The organism is Pseudomonas fragi (genome assembly GCF_002269505.1).
GTDB classification, from domain to species: domain Bacteria; phylum Pseudomonadota; class Gammaproteobacteria; order Pseudomonadales; family Pseudomonadaceae; genus Aquipseudomonas; species Aquipseudomonas fragi_D.
Genome location: NZ_NQKQ01000006.1, coordinates 40,416 through 55,687 on the forward strand (window position 1 = coordinate 40,416; position 15,272 = coordinate 55,687).

A 15,272-nucleotide genomic window follows, 5' to 3' on the forward strand; every position below is an offset into this window, starting at 1 on the left:
TGGGGTTTGCAATCGGCCTGGAGCGCCCGTATCTTGCGAGCTCCGAGCATGACTAGATAATACGAGGTTCCACCATGAGTTTGACTGAAGCCCGTTTTCACGATCTGGTCGATGCCACCCAGGAAAATCTGGAAGACATCTTTGACGACTCTGATCTGGATGTAGATGTAGAGAATTCCGCCGGCATCCTGACAATCAAGTTCGAAAATGGCAAAGCCCTGATCTTTAGCCGTCAGGCGCCCGTGCTGCAGCTCTGGCTGGCGGCGCCCAGCGGTGGTTTTCACTTCGACTACGATGAAAAACGCAGTTCGTGGAAGTGCGATAAAAGCGACGAGCTGCTCAGCGAAATGGTTCAACGCCTGACACTGGAACACGCAGGCGCCGAGCTGGAATTTGAAGAGATCTGACAGTGACCGCTTCTGCTAAACCCGCAAAACCGCTTTACAGTAACGTCAGCCCGGCAGTGCCGTCCCCATGCATCAGCACCTGCCGGCTGGATGAGCACAAAGTCTGCCTGGGCTGTTTTCGCCACGTTGAAGATATTCGCGAGTGGCGCTCGGCAGACGACCAGCGGCGCCGGGTGATTTGTGAGCAGGCCCGGCAACGCCAAATCTGAACCCCACAAAATCATTAGCCTGGCCCACAGTGCAATTCCCACACGGCTTGTGTATTTATTCTGCTGTGGTAGTGTCCGGGTTCGCCTCGTACTAACGAGGTTCGTCAAAACCCCGCCATTTTCCGGCGGGGTTTTGCTTTTTCGTGCAGAAAAAAGGAGTCTGCCAGGTCATGAGCACACCAACCCCACTCATCCTCACCCGCCTGGACGTACAGCGTCTGGAGCAATTGATCGACAGCTTGCCAGAAACGACTCCTGGTATTGAGGCACTGCAAGCCGAACTCGATCGCGCCGAAACCATCGTTGGCCACGAAGAAGTGCCTGCAGGCGTCGTGACCATGAACTCCCGTGTGCATTGTCGCGAAGAAAGCAGTGGCAAGGACTACCACCTGACGCTGGTATACCCGAAAGACGCCAACGCCGACGAAGGCAAAGTGTCGATTCTGGCCCCTGTGGGCAGTGCGTTGCTGGGACTGCAAGTCGGCCAGCACATCAACTGGCCTGCTCCGGGTGGCAAGACCCTCAAGCTGGAACTGCTTGAAGTGGAATACCAGCCAAAAGCAGCAAGCGATTTCAGCGCTTAAGACCTTCCAGATCAGTCATGTCACAGCGCAGGCGCTTGTTCGTCACGGGCAAACTGACGCAATGACCGGTAGCTGACGCTTAGCTCCCGGGCCAGGGCCCGACGCTCATGACTGACCTGCTGCGCTGGCCATTGCGAGCGATTGTCGAGCATTGCCAGGTACTCCTCATCCCATCCCCACTCGCGGGTCAGGTGCTTGAGTAACCGCCGCTGCCACAGCATGCCTGCCTCGCCATTGCTCAACTTGTGGCCGACCTTCAGGTACAGGCTGCGGCGAACCAGCTCCAGTCGCTGCAACTCGCCGCGGCCCTTGAGGTAGCGCTCAATACGTCGGTAAACCACCACGTAGGGGTCCATCTCATCAAGGTCCAGTTGATTGTCGTAGACCCTTTGTTTGAAGACCAGGCTCAGACAGTTCACCTGCGGGTGCTCGCTGGCGTACACCTCAATCAGCAACAACTTGAGCAGCGACTTGTACGGCGATTCAATACCCTTGAACAGTTGCCACAGCCCGGCGCCTAAAAATTCGCCGGGGGCGATATGGGCCAGATGGCCAAGATCAATGGTTTGGTCGCGATCGATCATCCCCGCGGTCAATAACCCGCAGGCGAACTCAGCGTACCGCGCCTCTTCCTGCACTGGCACCCACCACCACATCGGTGTGCGCCCGGCGAGCCAGATGGCGGTGCGGTAAAATTCGTCGAGCAACAACCTCTGCCGTGGTTCACCGCCCTCGTCGTTGCGCAATTGAGCATCGATCAGAAAGAAGTGTGCCTCACAGCCCTGACTGGTCGCCCAGGCTTCCAGGCGTCGGCATTTTTTGCGCAAGGCCGACACTGCAGCATTACTCAAGTCCGGAGCGAGGCAAACCCACACGTCCATATCGCTTTGCGCGGTTTGGGCCAATGTGCCGAGGCTGCCCATCAAAAAAAGCCCGTGGATAGGTTGTGACTGGCAAACGCTGCCCATGCTGCAAGAAAAGTCGTTAATCAGATGACGGGCAGCGGCGAGGGCAAGTGCATCAGGTTTATAACCCGACACCCCGGCCGGAGTGCAGTCCGACACATAGCCGGGCAAGAGCGGGTGATTGATATGGAATAACAGCGCCAACAGGTTCAGCAGCGCTTGCTGGCGTGGGGCCAGCCCCTCCACCGCCCGGGCCAGGCGGCCATTATTGACGTTCAAAAAGCGCCCACGCAGCTTCTGGAGAAACTGGTGTTCAGTTCCCTCGTTCAGTGCCGGTGGAGATATGTGTGCCCGCGGAATCATTAATCGTGCAGATCCCGAGGGCTGGGCGTGGCGTCAGGCAACTTCTTTGGATTCAACAAGAATCGACAACAGTACTTGGACACTCTCAGCAGCATCACGTCCCAGGCTTGTCAGGTAGCCGCCATCCGGTTGGTCAATCAGTTTTTTCTCAAACAGGCGCTGCGCCGCGGCGACTTTTTCTGGCGCGGCATGTTGATGAATCTTCAGGCCCTCAAGGGTACTTTCCAAGTCAAACAGTGCAAGGACTTCCAGTTCGGCAACCAACTCAGGGGTAAACGACATAAAGACTCCAGACTATGCAGGAAAAGACGACAGCCGCTCTAAGGTGATCCCACTTGTGCTGTCTGTCCAGCAACAGTTCCACCTTTGTAATACAGCCTGCCGTTATAAGGCAGTTGGAGTGTAGTCGCTGCCGAGGCACGAAGGCTGCGAGCTTTTGATTTTTACGCGCTCGCAGCCTTCGTGCCTCGGCAGCGACTACAGGCGACGGGACCGTTTTGAGCTTTCAGTTATATAAACATTCTTAAATAGTATTTTTAAGAATATCCGCACCTCACTACTATTGCCCCTACGCCAGCAACCCTGTCGGCACCCCATTTTTCAGGAGCAGCACCATGAGCGCATCTCTGCGTAGCGTTGACGGCCAGGACGAAGCAACCATCCTGCGGGAAATCCAGAGCGCGCTGCGAGACCTGCGCTTTGGTGCTGTGGAGATCACTGTGCATAACGCGCAAGTGGTGCAGATCGAACGCAAAGAAAAATTCCGCCTGCAAAACCCGAGTCAGAAAAACGCCTGAATCGTTCAAGCGCATTCACCTGAGTGCGCTTAATAAAAATTAAAAAATGCTTTGGAGCCTCACCTATGTCCCTACGCCGTTACGCTTTGGCCGCGCTGGCCAGTGCCATTTTTGCTGGCTCCGCTGTAGCCAAAGATTACGAGTTGTTGAACGTTTCCTACGATCCAACCCGCGAGCTGTACCAGGATTACAACACTGAATTCACCAATTTCTGGAAAGCCAGCCACCCCGGCGACAACGTCAAAATCCAGCAATCCCACGGCGGTTCGGGCAAACAGGCCCGCGGCGTGGTCGACGGCCTGCGTGCCGACGTCGTGACCCTGGCCCTGGCCGGTGACATCGACGAAATCGCCAAACTCAACAAAGGCTCGCTGCCGGAAAACTGGCAGACCCGCCTGCCGGACGCCAGCACCCCGTACACCTCGACCATCGTGTTCCTGGTGCGCAAGGGCAACCCTAAAGGCATCAAGGACTGGGGCGACCTGACCAAGGACGGTGTATCAGTCATTACCCCGAATCCTAAAACCAGCGGCGGCGCGCGCTGGAACTTCCTTGCAGCCTACGCTTACGGCCTGAAAGCCAACGGCGGCGACGAAGAAAAAGCCAAAGAATACGTAAAAACCCTGTTCAAACACGTGCCAGTACTGGACACCGGTGCACGCGGTTCGACCATTACCTTCGTCAACAACGGTCAGGGTGACGTGTTGCTGGCCTGGGAGAACGAAGCATTCCTGGCACTCAAGGAAGACGGCGGCACCGATAAATTCGACATCGTCGTACCTTCTCTGTCGATCCTGGCTGAGCCGCCAGTGGCTGTAGTCGACAAGAACGCCGAGAAAAAGGGCAACACCGAAATTGCCAAAGCCTACCTCGAACACCTGTACAGCCCGGCCGGCCAGGAAATTGCTGCAAAGAATTTCTACCGCCCGCGTGACGCAGCAGTCGCTGCCAAGTACGCACAGCAGTTTCCGAAACTGGAGCTTGTGACTATCGACAAAGACTTCGGTGGCTGGAAAACTGCGCAGCCGAAATTTTTCAATGACGGTGGTGTGTTCGACCAGATCTACCAGGCGCAGTAACCTGTGGGGCGCGGCCTTTGGCCTCGCTGAAAGCTAGAACATAGAGCCCGCGACTGAGTTGCGGGCTTCGTGCGTTAACCAAGGACTCTTATGTCTCGTCGTATCTCCCCCGTCATACCCGGCTTCGGGCTGACACTGGGCTACACCTTGGTGTACCTCAGTCTGATTGTGCTGATCCCGCTGGCTGCGATGTTCGTGCATGCCGCTCAACTGACCTGGGACCAGTTCTGGGCCATCATCACCGCCCCCCGGGTGCTGGCCGCCCTGCAACTGAGCTTCGGTACCGCCTTTGTGGCGGCCATCATCAACGGTGTGATCGGCACCGTGCTGGCCTGGGTCCTGGTGCGCTACACCTTCCCGGGGCGCAAGGTCATCGACGCCATGATCGACCTGCCGTTTGCCCTGCCGACCGCCGTGGCCGGTATCGCCCTGACTGCCCTTTACGCGCCCAACGGCTGGATCGGCCAGTTCGCCAACGACCTGGGTTTCAAAATTGCCTACACCCCGATGGGCATCACCCTGGCACTGACCTTCGTCACCCTGCCGTTCGTGGTGCGCACCGTGCAGCCGGTGCTGGCCGATATTCCCCGTGAAATCGAAGAAGCCGCCGCCTGCCTGGGCGCCAAGCCCCTGCAAGTGTTCCGCTACATCCTAGTGCCGGCCTTGCTGCCCGCCTGGTTGACCGGCTTTGCCCTGGCCTTTGCCCGTGGCGTGGGCGAATACGGCTCGGTGATTTTTATCGCGGGCAACATGCCGTTTAAAACCGAAATCCTGCCGCTGCTGATCATGGTCAAGCTGGACCAGTACGACTACACCGGCGCCACGGCCATTGGCGTGATGATGCTGGTGGTTTCCTTCATTTTGCTGCTGATCATCAATTTGATTCAGCGTCGCATCGAAAAACCGTGAAGGAGGCCTGACCATGTCCAGCTCAACACAGAGCGCTTCATCCGTGGCCAACGCCGCCCGCCGTGGCAGCCCGTTGTCACGTCGCCTGCTGATCGGCTTCGGTTGGTTGTTTTTCACCCTGTTCCTGTTGCTGCCACTGCTGATCGTGGTGTCTCAGGGCTTGAAAATGGGGGTCGGTACTTTTTTTGACGCCATCCTCGAACCCGACGCCCTGTCGGCCCTCAAGCTGACAATTATCGCGGTGGTGATTTCGGTGCCACTGAACGTGGTGTTCGGTGTCAGCGCGGCCTGGTGCGTGAGCAAATACAGCTTTCGCGGCAAGAGCATCCTGGTCACCCTGATCGACCTGCCGTTTTCGGTCTCGCCGGTCATCGCCGGTCTGGTCTATGTGCTGATGTTTGGCGCCCAGGGTTTCTTCGGCCCGTGGCTGCAGGATCACGATATCCAGATCGTCTTCGCGTTGCCGGGCATCGTGCTGGCCACCATCTTCGTGACCGTGCCCTTTGTGGCCCGTGAACTGATCCCGCTGATGCAGGAGCAGGGCACCCAGGAAGAAGAGGCCGCACGCCTGTTGGGCGCCAACGGCTGGCAAATGTTCTGGCACGTGACCGTACCCAATATCAAATGGGGCCTGATCTACGGCGTGGTGCTGTGTACTGCGCGGGCGATGGGTGAGTTCGGTGCGGTGTCGGTGGTTTCCGGGCACATTCGCGGGGTGACCAACACCCTGCCGTTGCACGTCGAGATCCTCTACAACGAATACAACCACGTTGCCGCCTTCGCTGTGGCGACCCTGTTGCTGATTATGGCGCTCTTCATCCTGCTGCTTAAGCAGTGGAGCGAATCCCGTATTAACCGCCTGCGCGCCAGCGCCGCGGAGGAATAAACCATGTCGATCGAAGTCCGTAATGTCAGCAAGAACTTCAACGCCTTCAAGGCGCTGAACAGTATCAATCTGGATATCCACAGCGGCGAGCTGGTGGCTCTGCTCGGCCCGTCGGGCTGCGGCAAGACCACCTTGCTGCGCATCATCGCCGGCCTCGAAACACCGGACGAAGGCAACATCGTGTTCCACGGTGAGGACGTCTCGGGGCACGATGTGCGTGATCGCAACGTCGGTTTTGTGTTCCAGCATTACGCCCTGTTCCGCCACATGACGGTGTTCGACAACGTCGCTTTCGGCCTGCGCATGAAGCCGAAAAAAGAACGTCCGAGCGAAACCCGCATTGCTGAAAAAGTCCACGAACTGCTGAACATGGTGCAGCTGGACTGGCTGTCGGATCGCTACCCTGAGCAGCTTTCCGGCGGTCAGCGTCAGCGTATTGCACTGGCCCGTGCCTTGGCGGTAGAGCCCAAGGTACTGTTGCTCGACGAGCCTTTCGGTGCACTGGATGCCAAGGTGCGTAAAGAGCTGCGCCGCTGGTTGGCGCGCCTGCACGAAGACATCAACCTGACCTCCGTGTTCGTGACCCACGACCAGGAAGAAGCGATGGAAGTCGCTGACCGTATCGTGGTGATGAACAAGGGCGTGATCGAGCAGATCGGCTCACCGGGCGAAGTGTATGAAAACCCGGCCAGCGACTTTGTGTACCACTTCCTCGGGGATTCCAACCGCCTGCATATCGGCGAAGACCAGCATGTGCTGTTCCGTCCCCATGAAGTGTCGTTGTCGCGTCATGAGATCGAAGACCACCATGCCGCGCAGGTACGCGACATCCGCCCATTGGGCGCGACCACCCGGGTGACATTGAAAGTTGAAGGGCAAAGCGAGTTGATCGAAGTTGAAGTGGTCAAGGACCACGACAGCCTGACCGATCTGGCGCGCGGCGAGACATTGTTCTTCAAGCCGAAGGTGTGGCAGAAAGCCTGAAAAGCGCCCTCACCCCAACCCTCTCCCTCCGGGAGAGGGCCAGGGTGAGGGGCTCTTGCTCTAGGGCTTTTTCAGCTTCGGATTCGGAAAAAACTGCACCGCCTGCACCTTGGGATCCGGTGCTTTTTTCAGTGCTGACGTATTGACCCGTGTACCCAATTCCTTGGGCACCGACAACCCCTGTTCATTCAACGTATCCGAATAACCGCAGGCCACGCATTCGCGGTGCGGCACTTCGTCTTCGTTCCACATCATCAACTTGTCAGGCTCGCTGCACGCCGGGCAGACAGCCCCGGCGATAAAGCGTTTTTTGGTCACGTTCACAGGTGCATCACTCATGCTGCCGATTCCTCGGTCAGGCCGCTGTGACGCAACAGGGCGTCAATCGATGGCTCACGACCACGGAAGTCCTTGAACAGCTCCATCGGTGCCTTCGAGCCGCCACGGGCCAGGATCGCCTGGCGGAACGCCTTGCCGGTGTGCGGGTTGAACACGCCTTCTTCTTCAAAGCGCGAGAACGCATCGGCCGACAGCACTTCCGCCCATTTGTAGCTGTAGTAACCCGCCGCGTAACCGCCCGCGAAGATATGCGCAAAGCTGTTCGGGAAGCGATTGTAGGCAGGCGGACGCATGACCGAAACTTCGTCGCGGATACCGTCAAGCACCTGCGCCACACTGCGACCGTCACCATGGGTGGCGTGCAGTTCGAAGTCGAACAGGGAGAACTCCAACTGGCGAACCATCATCAGCCCGGACTGGAAGTTCTTCGCCGCGAGCATTTTATCCAGCAGGTCTTTTGGCAGTGCTTCGCCGGTTTCGTAGTGGCTGGAAATCAGCGCCAGACCTTCAGGCTCCCAGCACCAGTTTTCCATGAACTGGCTCGGCAGCTCGACCGCATCCCAGGCCACACCGTTGATGCCCGACACGCCCGCGTGCTCGATCTCGGTCAGCATGTGGTGCAAACCGTGGCCGAATTCGTGGAACAGGGTGGTCACTTCATCGTGGGTCAGCAGTGCAGGCTTGCCCGCAACGGCCGGAGTGAAGTTGCACACTAGGTTGGCCACCGGGCTCTGCAATTTGCCGGCCGCGGTGCGGCGACGATCACGGGCGCCGTCCATCCACGCGCCGCCACGCTTGTTGGCGCGGGCATAAAGGTCAAAGAAGAAGCGCCCGATGTGCTGGCCGTTTTCCTTGATCTCGAACAGGCGAACATCCGGGTGCCAGGTGTCGAAGCCTTTGATTTCGGCGATTTCGATCCCGTACAGCTTTTGCACAATGGCGAACAGGCCGCCCAGCACCTTGTCGATCGGGAAGTAGGCGCGCAGTGCTTCTTGCGACACGCTGTAACGCTGCTCGCGCAGTTTTTCGCCAAAGAAGCCTGTATCCCAGCTTTTCAGCTCAGGGGTGCCTTGCTCGCTGGCGTAGGCTTGCAGTTGCTCAAGGTCACGGGCAGCGAACGGCTTGCTGCGCTTGGCCAGATCGCGCAGGAAGGTCAGCACCTGATCCGGCGTTTCGGCCATTTTGGTGGCCAGGCTCAGCTCGGCGAAGCTGGCAAAACCCAGCAGCTTGGCCAGCTCCTGGCGCAGGTCGAGAATTTCTTCCATCACCGGGCCGTTGTCGAACTTGCCGGCATTCGGGCCCTGGTCCGAGGCACGCGTGCAGTAGGCGGCGTAGACTTCTTCGCGCAGGGCGCGGTCTTGCGCGTAGGTCATCACCGGGAAGTAGCTCGGGAACTCCAGGCTGATCAGCCAGCCGTCCAAGCCCTTGGCCTGTGCAGCGGCGGCCATTTGCGCCTTGGCTGAGTCGGTCAGGCCCGCCAGCGCGGCCTCGTCGGTGATGTGCTTGGTCCAGGCCTGGGTAGCGTCCAGCAACTGGTTGGAGAACTTGCTGCCCAGTTCGGAAAGCTTGCTTTGTACTTCGGCGTAACGCTTTTGCTCGGCTTCGGGCAGGTCGATCCCCGAGAGGCGGAAGTCACGCAGCGAGTGTTCGAGAATGGTTGTTTGTGCCTGATCGAAATCAGCCACTTGCGGGCTGTGGGCCAGGGCTTCGAAGGCTTGGAACAGTTCGCGGTTCTGGCCCATCTCGGTGGAGTAGGCGCTCAAGGCTGGCAGGCAGGCCTCGTAGGCTTCACGCAGCTCTGCGCTGTTGCACACGGCATTGAGGTGGCTGACCGGGCTCCAGGCTGCACCAAGGCGGTCGTTCAGTTCGTCCATCGCCAACACAAGACCGGCCCATGTAGGGTTCTGGCCCTGGTCCTTGAGGATGGTTTGTATGCCGGCGCGGTTGTCGGCGAGGATCTGCTCGATGGCCGGCTGTACGTGCTCAGGACGGATCGCCGAGAACGGCGGCAGGTCGTAGGGCTGCAAAAGAGGGTTGTTCTCGCTCACGTTTGGCACCTTGGCTGGAAGAAACATTGGGCCATCTTAATTACAATCGACGCTGACCGCAGCATTGCAACGCCCTATTACGGCTAAAGAAGGAAGCTATTTGTGTCCATTCGTCCATTCCAGCAGCACACACCGACCTTGGGCGAGCGCGCCTTTGTCGACCGCTCGGCAGTGGTGATCGGCGACGTCGAGATCGGCGCCGACAGTTCTGTCTGGCCACTGACCGTGATTCGCGGCGATATGCACCGCATCCGCATTGGTGCGCGCACCAGCGTGCAGGACGGTTGCGTGCTGCACATCACCCACGCGGGCCCCTTTAACCCTGATGGGTTCCCGTTGCTGATCGGCGATGACGTGACCATCGCCCACAAAGTCATGCTGCACGGCTGTAATGTAGGCAGCCGCATCCTGATCGGCATGGGCAGCATCGTGATGGACGGCGCCGTGATTGAAGACGACGTGATCGTCGGCGCGGGCAGCCTGGTGCCGCCGGGCAAACGCCTGGTCAGCGGCTTCCTGTATGTGGGCAGCCCGGTTAAACAGGTGCGCGAGCTGAGCGAAAAAGAGCAGGCCTTCTTCACCTACAGCGCCGGCAACTACGTAAAACTTAAAGATCAGCATCTGGCTGAAGGCTACGACCAGCCCGTTTAAGCCCCCCTTTTTTGGAGCCCTGCATGCATTACCAGAACGTATTGTTCGACCTTGATGGCACCCTGACCGACCCACGGGAAGGGATCACCCGCTCGATCCAGTTCGGCCTGAGCAAGATGGGCATTGATGAGCCTGACCTGAGCAAGCTTGAGCACTTTATTGGTCCGCCGCTGCTGCAACAGTTCATGGCCAGTTATGGCTTCGACGAGGCAAAGGCGTGGGAGGCGATGGGCTTTTACCGTGAGCGCTTTGCCGTGACCGGGCTGTACGAGAACGAAGTGTTCGAAGGCGTGGCGCCGCTGCTCGAAGAGCTGGTGGCTCAGGGTCGCCAACTGTTTATTGCCACGTCAAAGCCGCATGTTTATGCCCGTGAAATTGCCCGTCACTTTGATTTCGCCAGGCACTTCAAGGTGATCTACGGTAGCGAGCTGGATGGTACCCGCACCAACAAGGTTGAGCTGATTGCCCATCTGGTCAGCGAGCAAGGGCTGGACCCGGCACACACCCTGATGATCGGTGACCGCAAGCACGATCTGATCGGTGCGCGTGACAACGGCATGGACGCTGCGGCGGTGGGGTATGGTTTCGGAAGTTTTGAAGAACTGAACTCGTTCGCGCCCAAGTACCACTTTGAGACTTTGGCGCAGCTGCATCAGGCGTTCAAGTAACCCCGGACGGGTAGTCGCTGACGAGGTACGAAGGCTGCGAGGGGATCTGCATGGATCTCAGGGAAACGGCGGGCTGCGCCCCCCTTCGCAGCCTTCGGCAGCGACTACCTATGCTCTGCGCAGTTCGATCGCCCGGCGCAAGTCCTCGCGCCAGCCCAGCAAAAACCCCAGCTCCACCACCACAAACAGCGGCCCCACGATCAGCCCGGCCACGTCATCGATAAACGCCGGCTTGCGCCCCTCGAAGTAATGCCCCACAAACTGGAACACCCAGCCCACCACAAACAGCCCAATGCCCCATGCCAGCCAGGCCGCCGTGCTCAACCCCGCCAGTGTGTGCCCCAGCCATACACTCAACGCCAGCAGCAGCGTCATCAACAGCCCCAGACGCAACTCAAGGCGCAGATAAAACACGGCGCTGGCCAGCATCACCAGTATCGCTGGTGAAATGCCCATCCATTGCGGGCGCGATAGCAGCGTGGCCACCGCGATCACTATCAGCGGGATGCCCACGAAATGCGTGGCGATATTCTGCGGGTCACGGTGATAGGCCGCATATTGGCTCAAATGGTCGACCAGGCTTTTCATGGTGCAGAACCCTCAAGTATTGTTTTTAGTTATAAACAAATAGCTTCTTATTCCTTAGCGAATCTAAAAACCGTCCCTATACTGACTCGGTAACACACATACCGCTGGAGGCGCACACCCATGGGCAACGATTCGATTCGCTATTTGATAGTGCCGGGCTGGCAAGGTTCGTCCGACGATCATTGGCAAACCCACTGGCAAAACAGCTTACCGAACAGTACTCGGGTGGAGCAGGCTGACTGGCTGACGCCACGCCGCGAGGACTGGATCGCCGCCCTGGCCGAAGCCATTGCTGCCGACAGCACACCCGTGATCCTGATTGCCCACAGCCTGGGTTGCATTACCGTAGCCCATTGGGCCGAGCGTGCGCCAGAAAGCCTGTTAAGCCAAGTACGCGGTGCGCTGCTGGTGGCCCCGGCAGACGTCGAGCGCCCGGCCTGTGCGCCTGCGTTGCGCAACTTTGCGCCGATCCCGACCCGGCCATTGCCTTTTCCAAGCCACATCGTCAGCTCGGATAACGACGGTGCGGTCAGCGCGCCACGGGCGATGGAATTTGCCCGTCAATGGGGCGCCGAGATCGGCATCATCAGTGGCGCCGGGCATATCAACGTGAAATCTGGACACCAGCGCTGGGAGCAAGGCTTCGCCTTTTTATACCGCCTGCAAACCCGCATCGAGCACGGCGCCCTGCGTCGCGCGTGAATTCCTGTAACGCCCGCGCCCACCCTCAGGCGGCGGGCGGGAGCCTGCCATGAGCCTGCATGAAACCTTTGGTCAGCCGCTGCTGACCTTTCCCGACGCGGAAAAAAGCCCGCTGAGCATTCGCGCCAAAGCGCTGGTGTTTGTCGACCCCCGCTCGCGCCAGTTGCGCAACGATCTGGAACTGCTCGCGCCACGCGCCTTGCCCGTGCTGATTCGGGGTGAAACCGGCAGCGGCAAAGAGCTGCTGGCACGGCATATTCACCGCGCCAGTGACCGTTCCGGGCTGTTTGTGTCAGTCAATTGCGGTGCCATCAGCCCCACTTATGCCGACGCCGAGTTGTTCGGCTATGCCGCCGGTGCCCACAGCAGCTCGGCCAGCAGCCGCGCCGGGTGGTTTGGTTCGGCCAATGGCGGCACCCTGTATCTGGACGAAATCGGCGACTTGCCGTGGGCCATCCAGACCAAGCTGCTGGCGGCTCTGGAAACCCACGAAGTCACCCGCGTGGGCGCCCATCAACCGAGCCCGGTGGACGTGCGCCTGGTGGCGGCCACCAGCATCGATCTGGCGCAGGCCGTGAGCGCAGGCAAATTCCATGAGCGCTTGTATCACTACCTCAGCGAAGGGCGGCTGGACTTGCCCGCGCTACGCGAAAGGCCCGGGGATATCCTGTCGTTGGCCGAATACTTTTTAGGCATTTACAGCCAGCGCCTGAACCTGCCCGTGCCCTTTATCAGCGACAGTGCACAGCGGGTACTGGAGCGCCACAGCTGGCCGGGCAATACCCGCGAACTGGAGAACGTGATTCATTTTGCGTTACTGGTCAGCACCGGCGAAGAGATCCAGCCCGAGCACTTGAACCTGCCTGACGCCCTGAGCCAGATCGAGTTGTTTATAAAAGGCGCTACGGTACAGGAGTTGGCGGCAATCAGGCAGTTGTTGCCCGCTCCCACAAAAAACTCAAGTGAACAAAATGGCATAAGAAGCTGAATAAATATTATTGTTCGGGAATAAAGAATCTCGGTATTGTCCGCTTCGTCTTCCAGGAAAACCGTCATCCGAACGGTCACACACATAAGGGTATCGCATGAAAAAGGTTCTGTTGTTTACCGCATTGGCGGCTGCTTTGACTGCAGGCCTGGCCCAGGCTGGCGAAAAACTGGTGGTTGCCGCAACGCCGGTGCCTCACGCTGAAATCCTTGAGCTGATCAAACCAACCCTCGCCAAAGAAGGCGTGGATCTGGAAATCAAAGTCTTCACCGACTACGTGCAACCTAACGTGCAAGTGGCCGAAAAACACCTGGACGCCAACTATTTCCAGACCCTGCCTTACCTCGAAAGCTTCAACAAAGGCAAAGGCACCAATCTGGTGACCGTGACCGGCGTTCACGTTGAACCGTTCGGTGGCTACTCGAAGAAAGTCAAAAACCTGTCCGAGCTTAAAGACGGCGCAACCATCGCCATCCCGAACGAAGGCAGCAATAGCGGCCGTGCCCTGATCCTGCTGCAAAAGGCCGGTCTGATCGAACTTAAAGACCCGACCAACGCTGTGTCGACGCCAAAAGACATTGCCAAGAACCCGCACAACTTCAAGTTCAAAGAGCTTGAGTCAGCACTGCTGCCACGGGTGCTGGACCAGGTTGACCTGGACATGATCAACACCAACTACGCGCTGGAAGCAGGCCTGAACCCGGCCACCGACGCGCTGATCATCGAAGGTGCTGATTCGCCATACGTGAACTTCCTGGTAGCCCGTCCTGACAACAAAGACAGCCCGGCCATCCAGAAGCTGGCCAAGGCCCTGACCAGCCCTGAAGTAAAAGCCTTTATTGAGCAGAAATACAAAGGCGCGGTGCTGCCAGCGTTCTGATAACGCGCCAACCCACTGAAAACGCCGACGGCTTGCACAGCGTCGGCGTTTTTATTTGTCTGGCCAATGCCAGGCGGGCTGATCGAGCATTCGTTGGCCTACCACTTCAGTCTGGCCAAGGTTTTTTTCCAGCACGATGCAGTTGCACTCAGGGTCTTGTTGCAAGGCGGCGATCAGGCGCCGGGCATGGGATACCACCCATACTTGTGAGTGCTGCGAAGCACTGATGATCAGTCGTGCCAGCGCGGGCAGCAAGTCGGGGTGCAGGCTGGTTTCAGGTTCGTTGAGCACCATCATGCTCGGCGGGCGCGGGGTCAGCAAAGCCGCGACCAGCAGCAGGTAGCGCAAAGTGCCGTCCGACAGCTCGGCGGCGGACAACGGGCGCAACAGGCCCTCTTGATAAAACTCGATATAAAAATGCCCGCCGGGTACACACTCGATTTCCAGCCGTGCGCCAGGGAATGCATCGCTGACCGCGGCATGCAAGGCTTCGGGGTTACCGACCTCGATGATGGTTTGCAAGGCTGCGGCCAGGTCACTGCCGTCGTGATGCAGCACCGGCGTGCGTGTGCCCAGTTGCGGTTGGCGCGCAGGCGCTTGGGGGTCGGTGCGAAAGTGATCGTAAAAGCGCCAGCCACGGATAGATTCGCGCAACTGCAACACTTCCGGCGAGGCCTGCAAGCTGCCAACCTGATCGAACAGGCTGTCGTACAGCGGCGTGTGCTGAGCCAGCACCTGCCAGTTGCGCCCGTCACGCGCGCGGATCATGGGGCCGTTGCGCTCGACCAGCTCACTGGCCGGCCGATAAAAAGGCCCCGCCCAGATGCTTTCGTGCTTGATCTGCGGGTCGAGGTTGAACTGCGTGCGTCCGGGTATCGGCAAGCCCAGGGCGATGGCGTAGCTGAAATCCTCCCCGGCAAAACCAAGACGCAGGCGCTTGGTTTCCTGACGCACGCTGGCATGTACATCGACTTCGCCCGACTTCATGCGCCGGGAGATCACCTCAGGCCCGGCCCAGAACGTCGAACTCAGCCCGCCTTCACGAGCCAATCCGTTCACCACGCCGCCCTGGGCGGTTTCGGCCAGTAACCGTAGCGCACGGTAAAGGTTGGATTTACCACTACCATTGGGGCCGGTGATCAGGTTCAGCCTGGCCAAAGGCACTACCAAGTGGTTGATAGAGCGGTAGTTGGCCACGGCCAAGGTAGTGAGCATAGGCTGACCTCATTTCTTGAAACTGATCGGCGGCAATAGAGTCCCACAGACGGTGAACACTGTTCTACGC

The 15,272-nt window shown here is 58.8% G+C and carries 18 protein-coding genes and 1 pseudogene; 13 read left to right on the forward strand and 6 right to left on the reverse strand.

The window, feature by feature from the left end; all coding sequences use genetic code 11:
* Positions 1 to 74: 74 nt before the first annotated feature.
* The 3 genes from cyaY to rnk all read left to right on the forward strand — a co-directional run bounded on the left by cyaY (position 75) and on the right by rnk (position 1,200).
* Positions 75 to 407 carry an iron donor protein CyaY gene (cyaY, locus tag CJU81_RS07345; protein WP_095036085.1) on the forward strand — a complete coding sequence of 111 codons (333 nt, stop codon included), beginning with the start codon at positions 75 to 77 and terminating at the stop codon, positions 405 to 407.
* Positions 404 to 616 carry a DUF1289 domain-containing protein gene (locus CJU81_RS07350; RefSeq protein ID WP_176464598.1) on the forward strand — a complete coding sequence of 71 codons (213 nt, stop codon included), beginning with the start codon at positions 404 to 406 and terminating at the stop codon, positions 614 to 616. Before cyaY ends, CJU81_RS07350 begins: the two co-directional genes overlap by 4 nt.
* A 170-nt stretch (positions 617 to 786) precedes the next feature.
* Positions 787 to 1,200: a nucleoside diphosphate kinase regulator gene (gene rnk, locus CJU81_RS07355; protein ID WP_095036086.1), complete on the forward strand. Its 414-nt coding sequence runs from the start codon at positions 787 to 789 to the stop codon at positions 1,198 to 1,200.
* Positions 1,201 to 1,223: 23 nt separating this feature from the next.
* On the opposite strand, the pseudogene CJU81_RS07360 reads toward rnk, so the two are convergent.
* Together CJU81_RS07360 and CJU81_RS07365 are read right to left on the reverse strand one after the other, a co-directional pair.
* Positions 1,224 to 2,465, reverse strand: a pseudogene (locus tag CJU81_RS07360) (class I adenylate cyclase); the annotation flags it as partial.
* Between the two features lie 36 nt (positions 2,466 to 2,501).
* A complete protein-coding gene (locus CJU81_RS07365; RefSeq protein WP_094999754.1) occupies positions 2,502 to 2,750 on the reverse strand; it encodes a TIGR02647 family protein in 249 nt (82 codons plus the stop codon).
* A gap of 332 nt (positions 2,751 to 3,082) precedes the next feature.
* On the opposite strand from CJU81_RS07365, the gene oscA reads away from it, so the two are divergent.
* From oscA to CJU81_RS07390, 5 genes are all read left to right on the forward strand, one after another.
* Positions 3,083 to 3,265 carry a sulfur starvation response protein OscA gene (oscA, locus tag CJU81_RS07370; protein WP_016782652.1) on the forward strand — a complete coding sequence of 61 codons (183 nt, stop codon included), beginning with the start codon at positions 3,083 to 3,085 and terminating at the stop codon, positions 3,263 to 3,265.
* Between the two features lie 65 nt (positions 3,266 to 3,330).
* A complete protein-coding gene (locus tag CJU81_RS07375; RefSeq protein WP_095036088.1) occupies positions 3,331 to 4,344 on the forward strand; it encodes a sulfate ABC transporter substrate-binding protein in 1,014 nt (337 codons plus the stop codon).
* Between the two features lie 90 nt (positions 4,345 to 4,434).
* On the forward strand, positions 4,435 to 5,253 hold the full coding sequence (gene cysT, locus CJU81_RS07380) for a sulfate ABC transporter permease subunit CysT (protein WP_095017851.1): 819 nt from the start codon (positions 4,435 to 4,437) through the stop codon (positions 5,251 to 5,253).
* Positions 5,254 to 5,266: 13 nt separating this feature from the next.
* Positions 5,267 to 6,139, forward strand: a complete 873-nt coding sequence (gene cysW / locus CJU81_RS07385) for a sulfate ABC transporter permease subunit CysW (protein ID WP_095027604.1) — start codon at positions 5,267 to 5,269, stop codon at positions 6,137 to 6,139.
* Between the two features lie 3 nt (positions 6,140 to 6,142).
* Positions 6,143 to 7,123 carry a sulfate/molybdate ABC transporter ATP-binding protein gene (locus tag CJU81_RS07390; protein ID WP_095036089.1) on the forward strand — a complete coding sequence of 327 codons (981 nt, stop codon included), beginning with the start codon at positions 6,143 to 6,145 and terminating at the stop codon, positions 7,121 to 7,123.
* A 60-nt stretch (positions 7,124 to 7,183) separates the two neighbouring features.
* On the opposite strand, the gene CJU81_RS07395 is transcribed toward CJU81_RS07390, so the two are convergent.
* Complete coding sequence (locus tag CJU81_RS07395; protein ID WP_095027602.1) at positions 7,184 to 7,462, reverse strand: YheV family putative zinc ribbon protein; 279 nt, start codon at positions 7,460 to 7,462, stop codon at positions 7,184 to 7,186.
* Entirely contained in the window at positions 7,459 to 9,510 is a 2,052-nt protein-coding gene (gene prlC, locus CJU81_RS07400; RefSeq protein WP_095036197.1) for an oligopeptidase A, read from the reverse strand. The genes CJU81_RS07395 and prlC overlap by 4 nt, the downstream gene beginning before the upstream one ends.
* A gap of 102 nt (positions 9,511 to 9,612) precedes the next feature.
* Here prlC and CJU81_RS07405 point away from each other — a divergent pair, with 102 nt between their 5' ends.
* Together CJU81_RS07405 and CJU81_RS07410 are read left to right on the forward strand one after the other, a co-directional pair.
* On the forward strand, positions 9,613 to 10,161 hold the full coding sequence (locus CJU81_RS07405; protein WP_095036090.1) for a gamma carbonic anhydrase family protein: 549 nt from the start codon (positions 9,613 to 9,615) through the stop codon (positions 10,159 to 10,161).
* Positions 10,162 to 10,184: 23 nt separating this feature from the next.
* Positions 10,185 to 10,829, forward strand: a complete 645-nt coding sequence (locus CJU81_RS07410; protein WP_095036091.1) for an HAD family hydrolase — start codon at positions 10,185 to 10,187, stop codon at positions 10,827 to 10,829.
* A 108-nt stretch (positions 10,830 to 10,937) separates the two neighbouring features.
* Here the strand turns inward: CJU81_RS07410 and CJU81_RS07415 are convergent, their stop codons facing one another.
* On the reverse strand, positions 10,938 to 11,417 hold the full coding sequence (locus CJU81_RS07415; protein ID WP_095036092.1) for an Mpo1 family 2-hydroxy fatty acid dioxygenase: 480 nt from the start codon (positions 11,415 to 11,417) through the stop codon (positions 10,938 to 10,940).
* 120 nt (positions 11,418 to 11,537) lie between these two features.
* Here CJU81_RS07415 and CJU81_RS07420 point away from each other — a divergent pair, with 120 nt between their 5' ends.
* The 3 genes from CJU81_RS07420 (at position 11,538) to CJU81_RS07430 (ending at position 13,987) form a co-directional block, all read left to right on the forward strand.
* Positions 11,538 to 12,119: an alpha/beta hydrolase gene (locus CJU81_RS07420; RefSeq protein ID WP_016782642.1), complete on the forward strand. Its 582-nt coding sequence runs from the start codon at positions 11,538 to 11,540 to the stop codon at positions 12,117 to 12,119.
* Between the two features lie 49 nt (positions 12,120 to 12,168).
* Positions 12,169 to 13,107 carry a sigma 54-interacting transcriptional regulator gene (locus CJU81_RS07425; RefSeq protein WP_095036093.1) on the forward strand — a complete coding sequence of 313 codons (939 nt, stop codon included), beginning with the start codon at positions 12,169 to 12,171 and terminating at the stop codon, positions 13,105 to 13,107.
* A gap of 97 nt (positions 13,108 to 13,204) precedes the next feature.
* Complete coding sequence (locus CJU81_RS07430; RefSeq protein ID WP_095027597.1) at positions 13,205 to 13,987, forward strand: MetQ/NlpA family ABC transporter substrate-binding protein; 783 nt, start codon at positions 13,205 to 13,207, stop codon at positions 13,985 to 13,987.
* Between the two features lie 51 nt (positions 13,988 to 14,038).
* Here CJU81_RS07430 and CJU81_RS07435 read toward each other — a convergent pair whose 3' ends face one another.
* Positions 14,039 to 15,202, reverse strand: a complete 1,164-nt coding sequence (locus CJU81_RS07435) for an AAA family ATPase (RefSeq protein WP_095036094.1) — start codon at positions 15,200 to 15,202, stop codon at positions 14,039 to 14,041.
* Between the last annotated feature and the right edge of the window lie 70 nt (positions 15,203 to 15,272).

Coding starts and splice junctions, on each gene's coding strand:
- oscA (WP_016782652.1), top strand. CDS start 3,083: ATGAGCGCATCTCTGCGTAGCGTTGACGGCCAGGACGAAGCAACCATC.
- CJU81_RS07395 (WP_095027602.1), bottom strand. CDS start 7,462: ATGAGTGATGCACCTGTGAACGTGACCAAAAAACGCTTTATCGCCGGG.
- CJU81_RS07390 (WP_095036089.1), top strand. CDS start 6,143: ATGTCGATCGAAGTCCGTAATGTCAGCAAGAACTTCAACGCCTTCAAG.
- cyaY (WP_095036085.1), top strand. CDS start 75: ATGAGTTTGACTGAAGCCCGTTTTCACGATCTGGTCGATGCCACCCAG.
- cysT (WP_095017851.1), top strand. CDS start 4,435: ATGTCTCGTCGTATCTCCCCCGTCATACCCGGCTTCGGGCTGACACTG.
- CJU81_RS07410 (WP_095036091.1), top strand. CDS start 10,185: ATGCATTACCAGAACGTATTGTTCGACCTTGATGGCACCCTGACCGAC.
- rnk (WP_095036086.1), top strand. CDS start 787: ATGAGCACACCAACCCCACTCATCCTCACCCGCCTGGACGTACAGCGT.
- cysW (WP_095027604.1), top strand. CDS start 5,267: ATGTCCAGCTCAACACAGAGCGCTTCATCCGTGGCCAACGCCGCCCGC.
- CJU81_RS07420 (WP_016782642.1), top strand. CDS start 11,538: ATGGGCAACGATTCGATTCGCTATTTGATAGTGCCGGGCTGGCAAGGT.
- CJU81_RS07435 (WP_095036094.1), bottom strand. CDS start 15,202: ATGCTCACTACCTTGGCCGTGGCCAACTACCGCTCTATCAACCACTTG.
- CJU81_RS07430 (WP_095027597.1), top strand. CDS start 13,205: ATGAAAAAGGTTCTGTTGTTTACCGCATTGGCGGCTGCTTTGACTGCA.
- CJU81_RS07415 (WP_095036092.1), bottom strand. CDS start 11,417: ATGAAAAGCCTGGTCGACCATTTGAGCCAATATGCGGCCTATCACCGT.
- CJU81_RS07365 (WP_094999754.1), bottom strand. CDS start 2,750: ATGTCGTTTACCCCTGAGTTGGTTGCCGAACTGGAAGTCCTTGCACTG.
- CJU81_RS07375 (WP_095036088.1), top strand. CDS start 3,331: ATGTCCCTACGCCGTTACGCTTTGGCCGCGCTGGCCAGTGCCATTTTT.
- CJU81_RS07425 (WP_095036093.1), top strand. CDS start 12,169: ATGAGCCTGCATGAAACCTTTGGTCAGCCGCTGCTGACCTTTCCCGAC.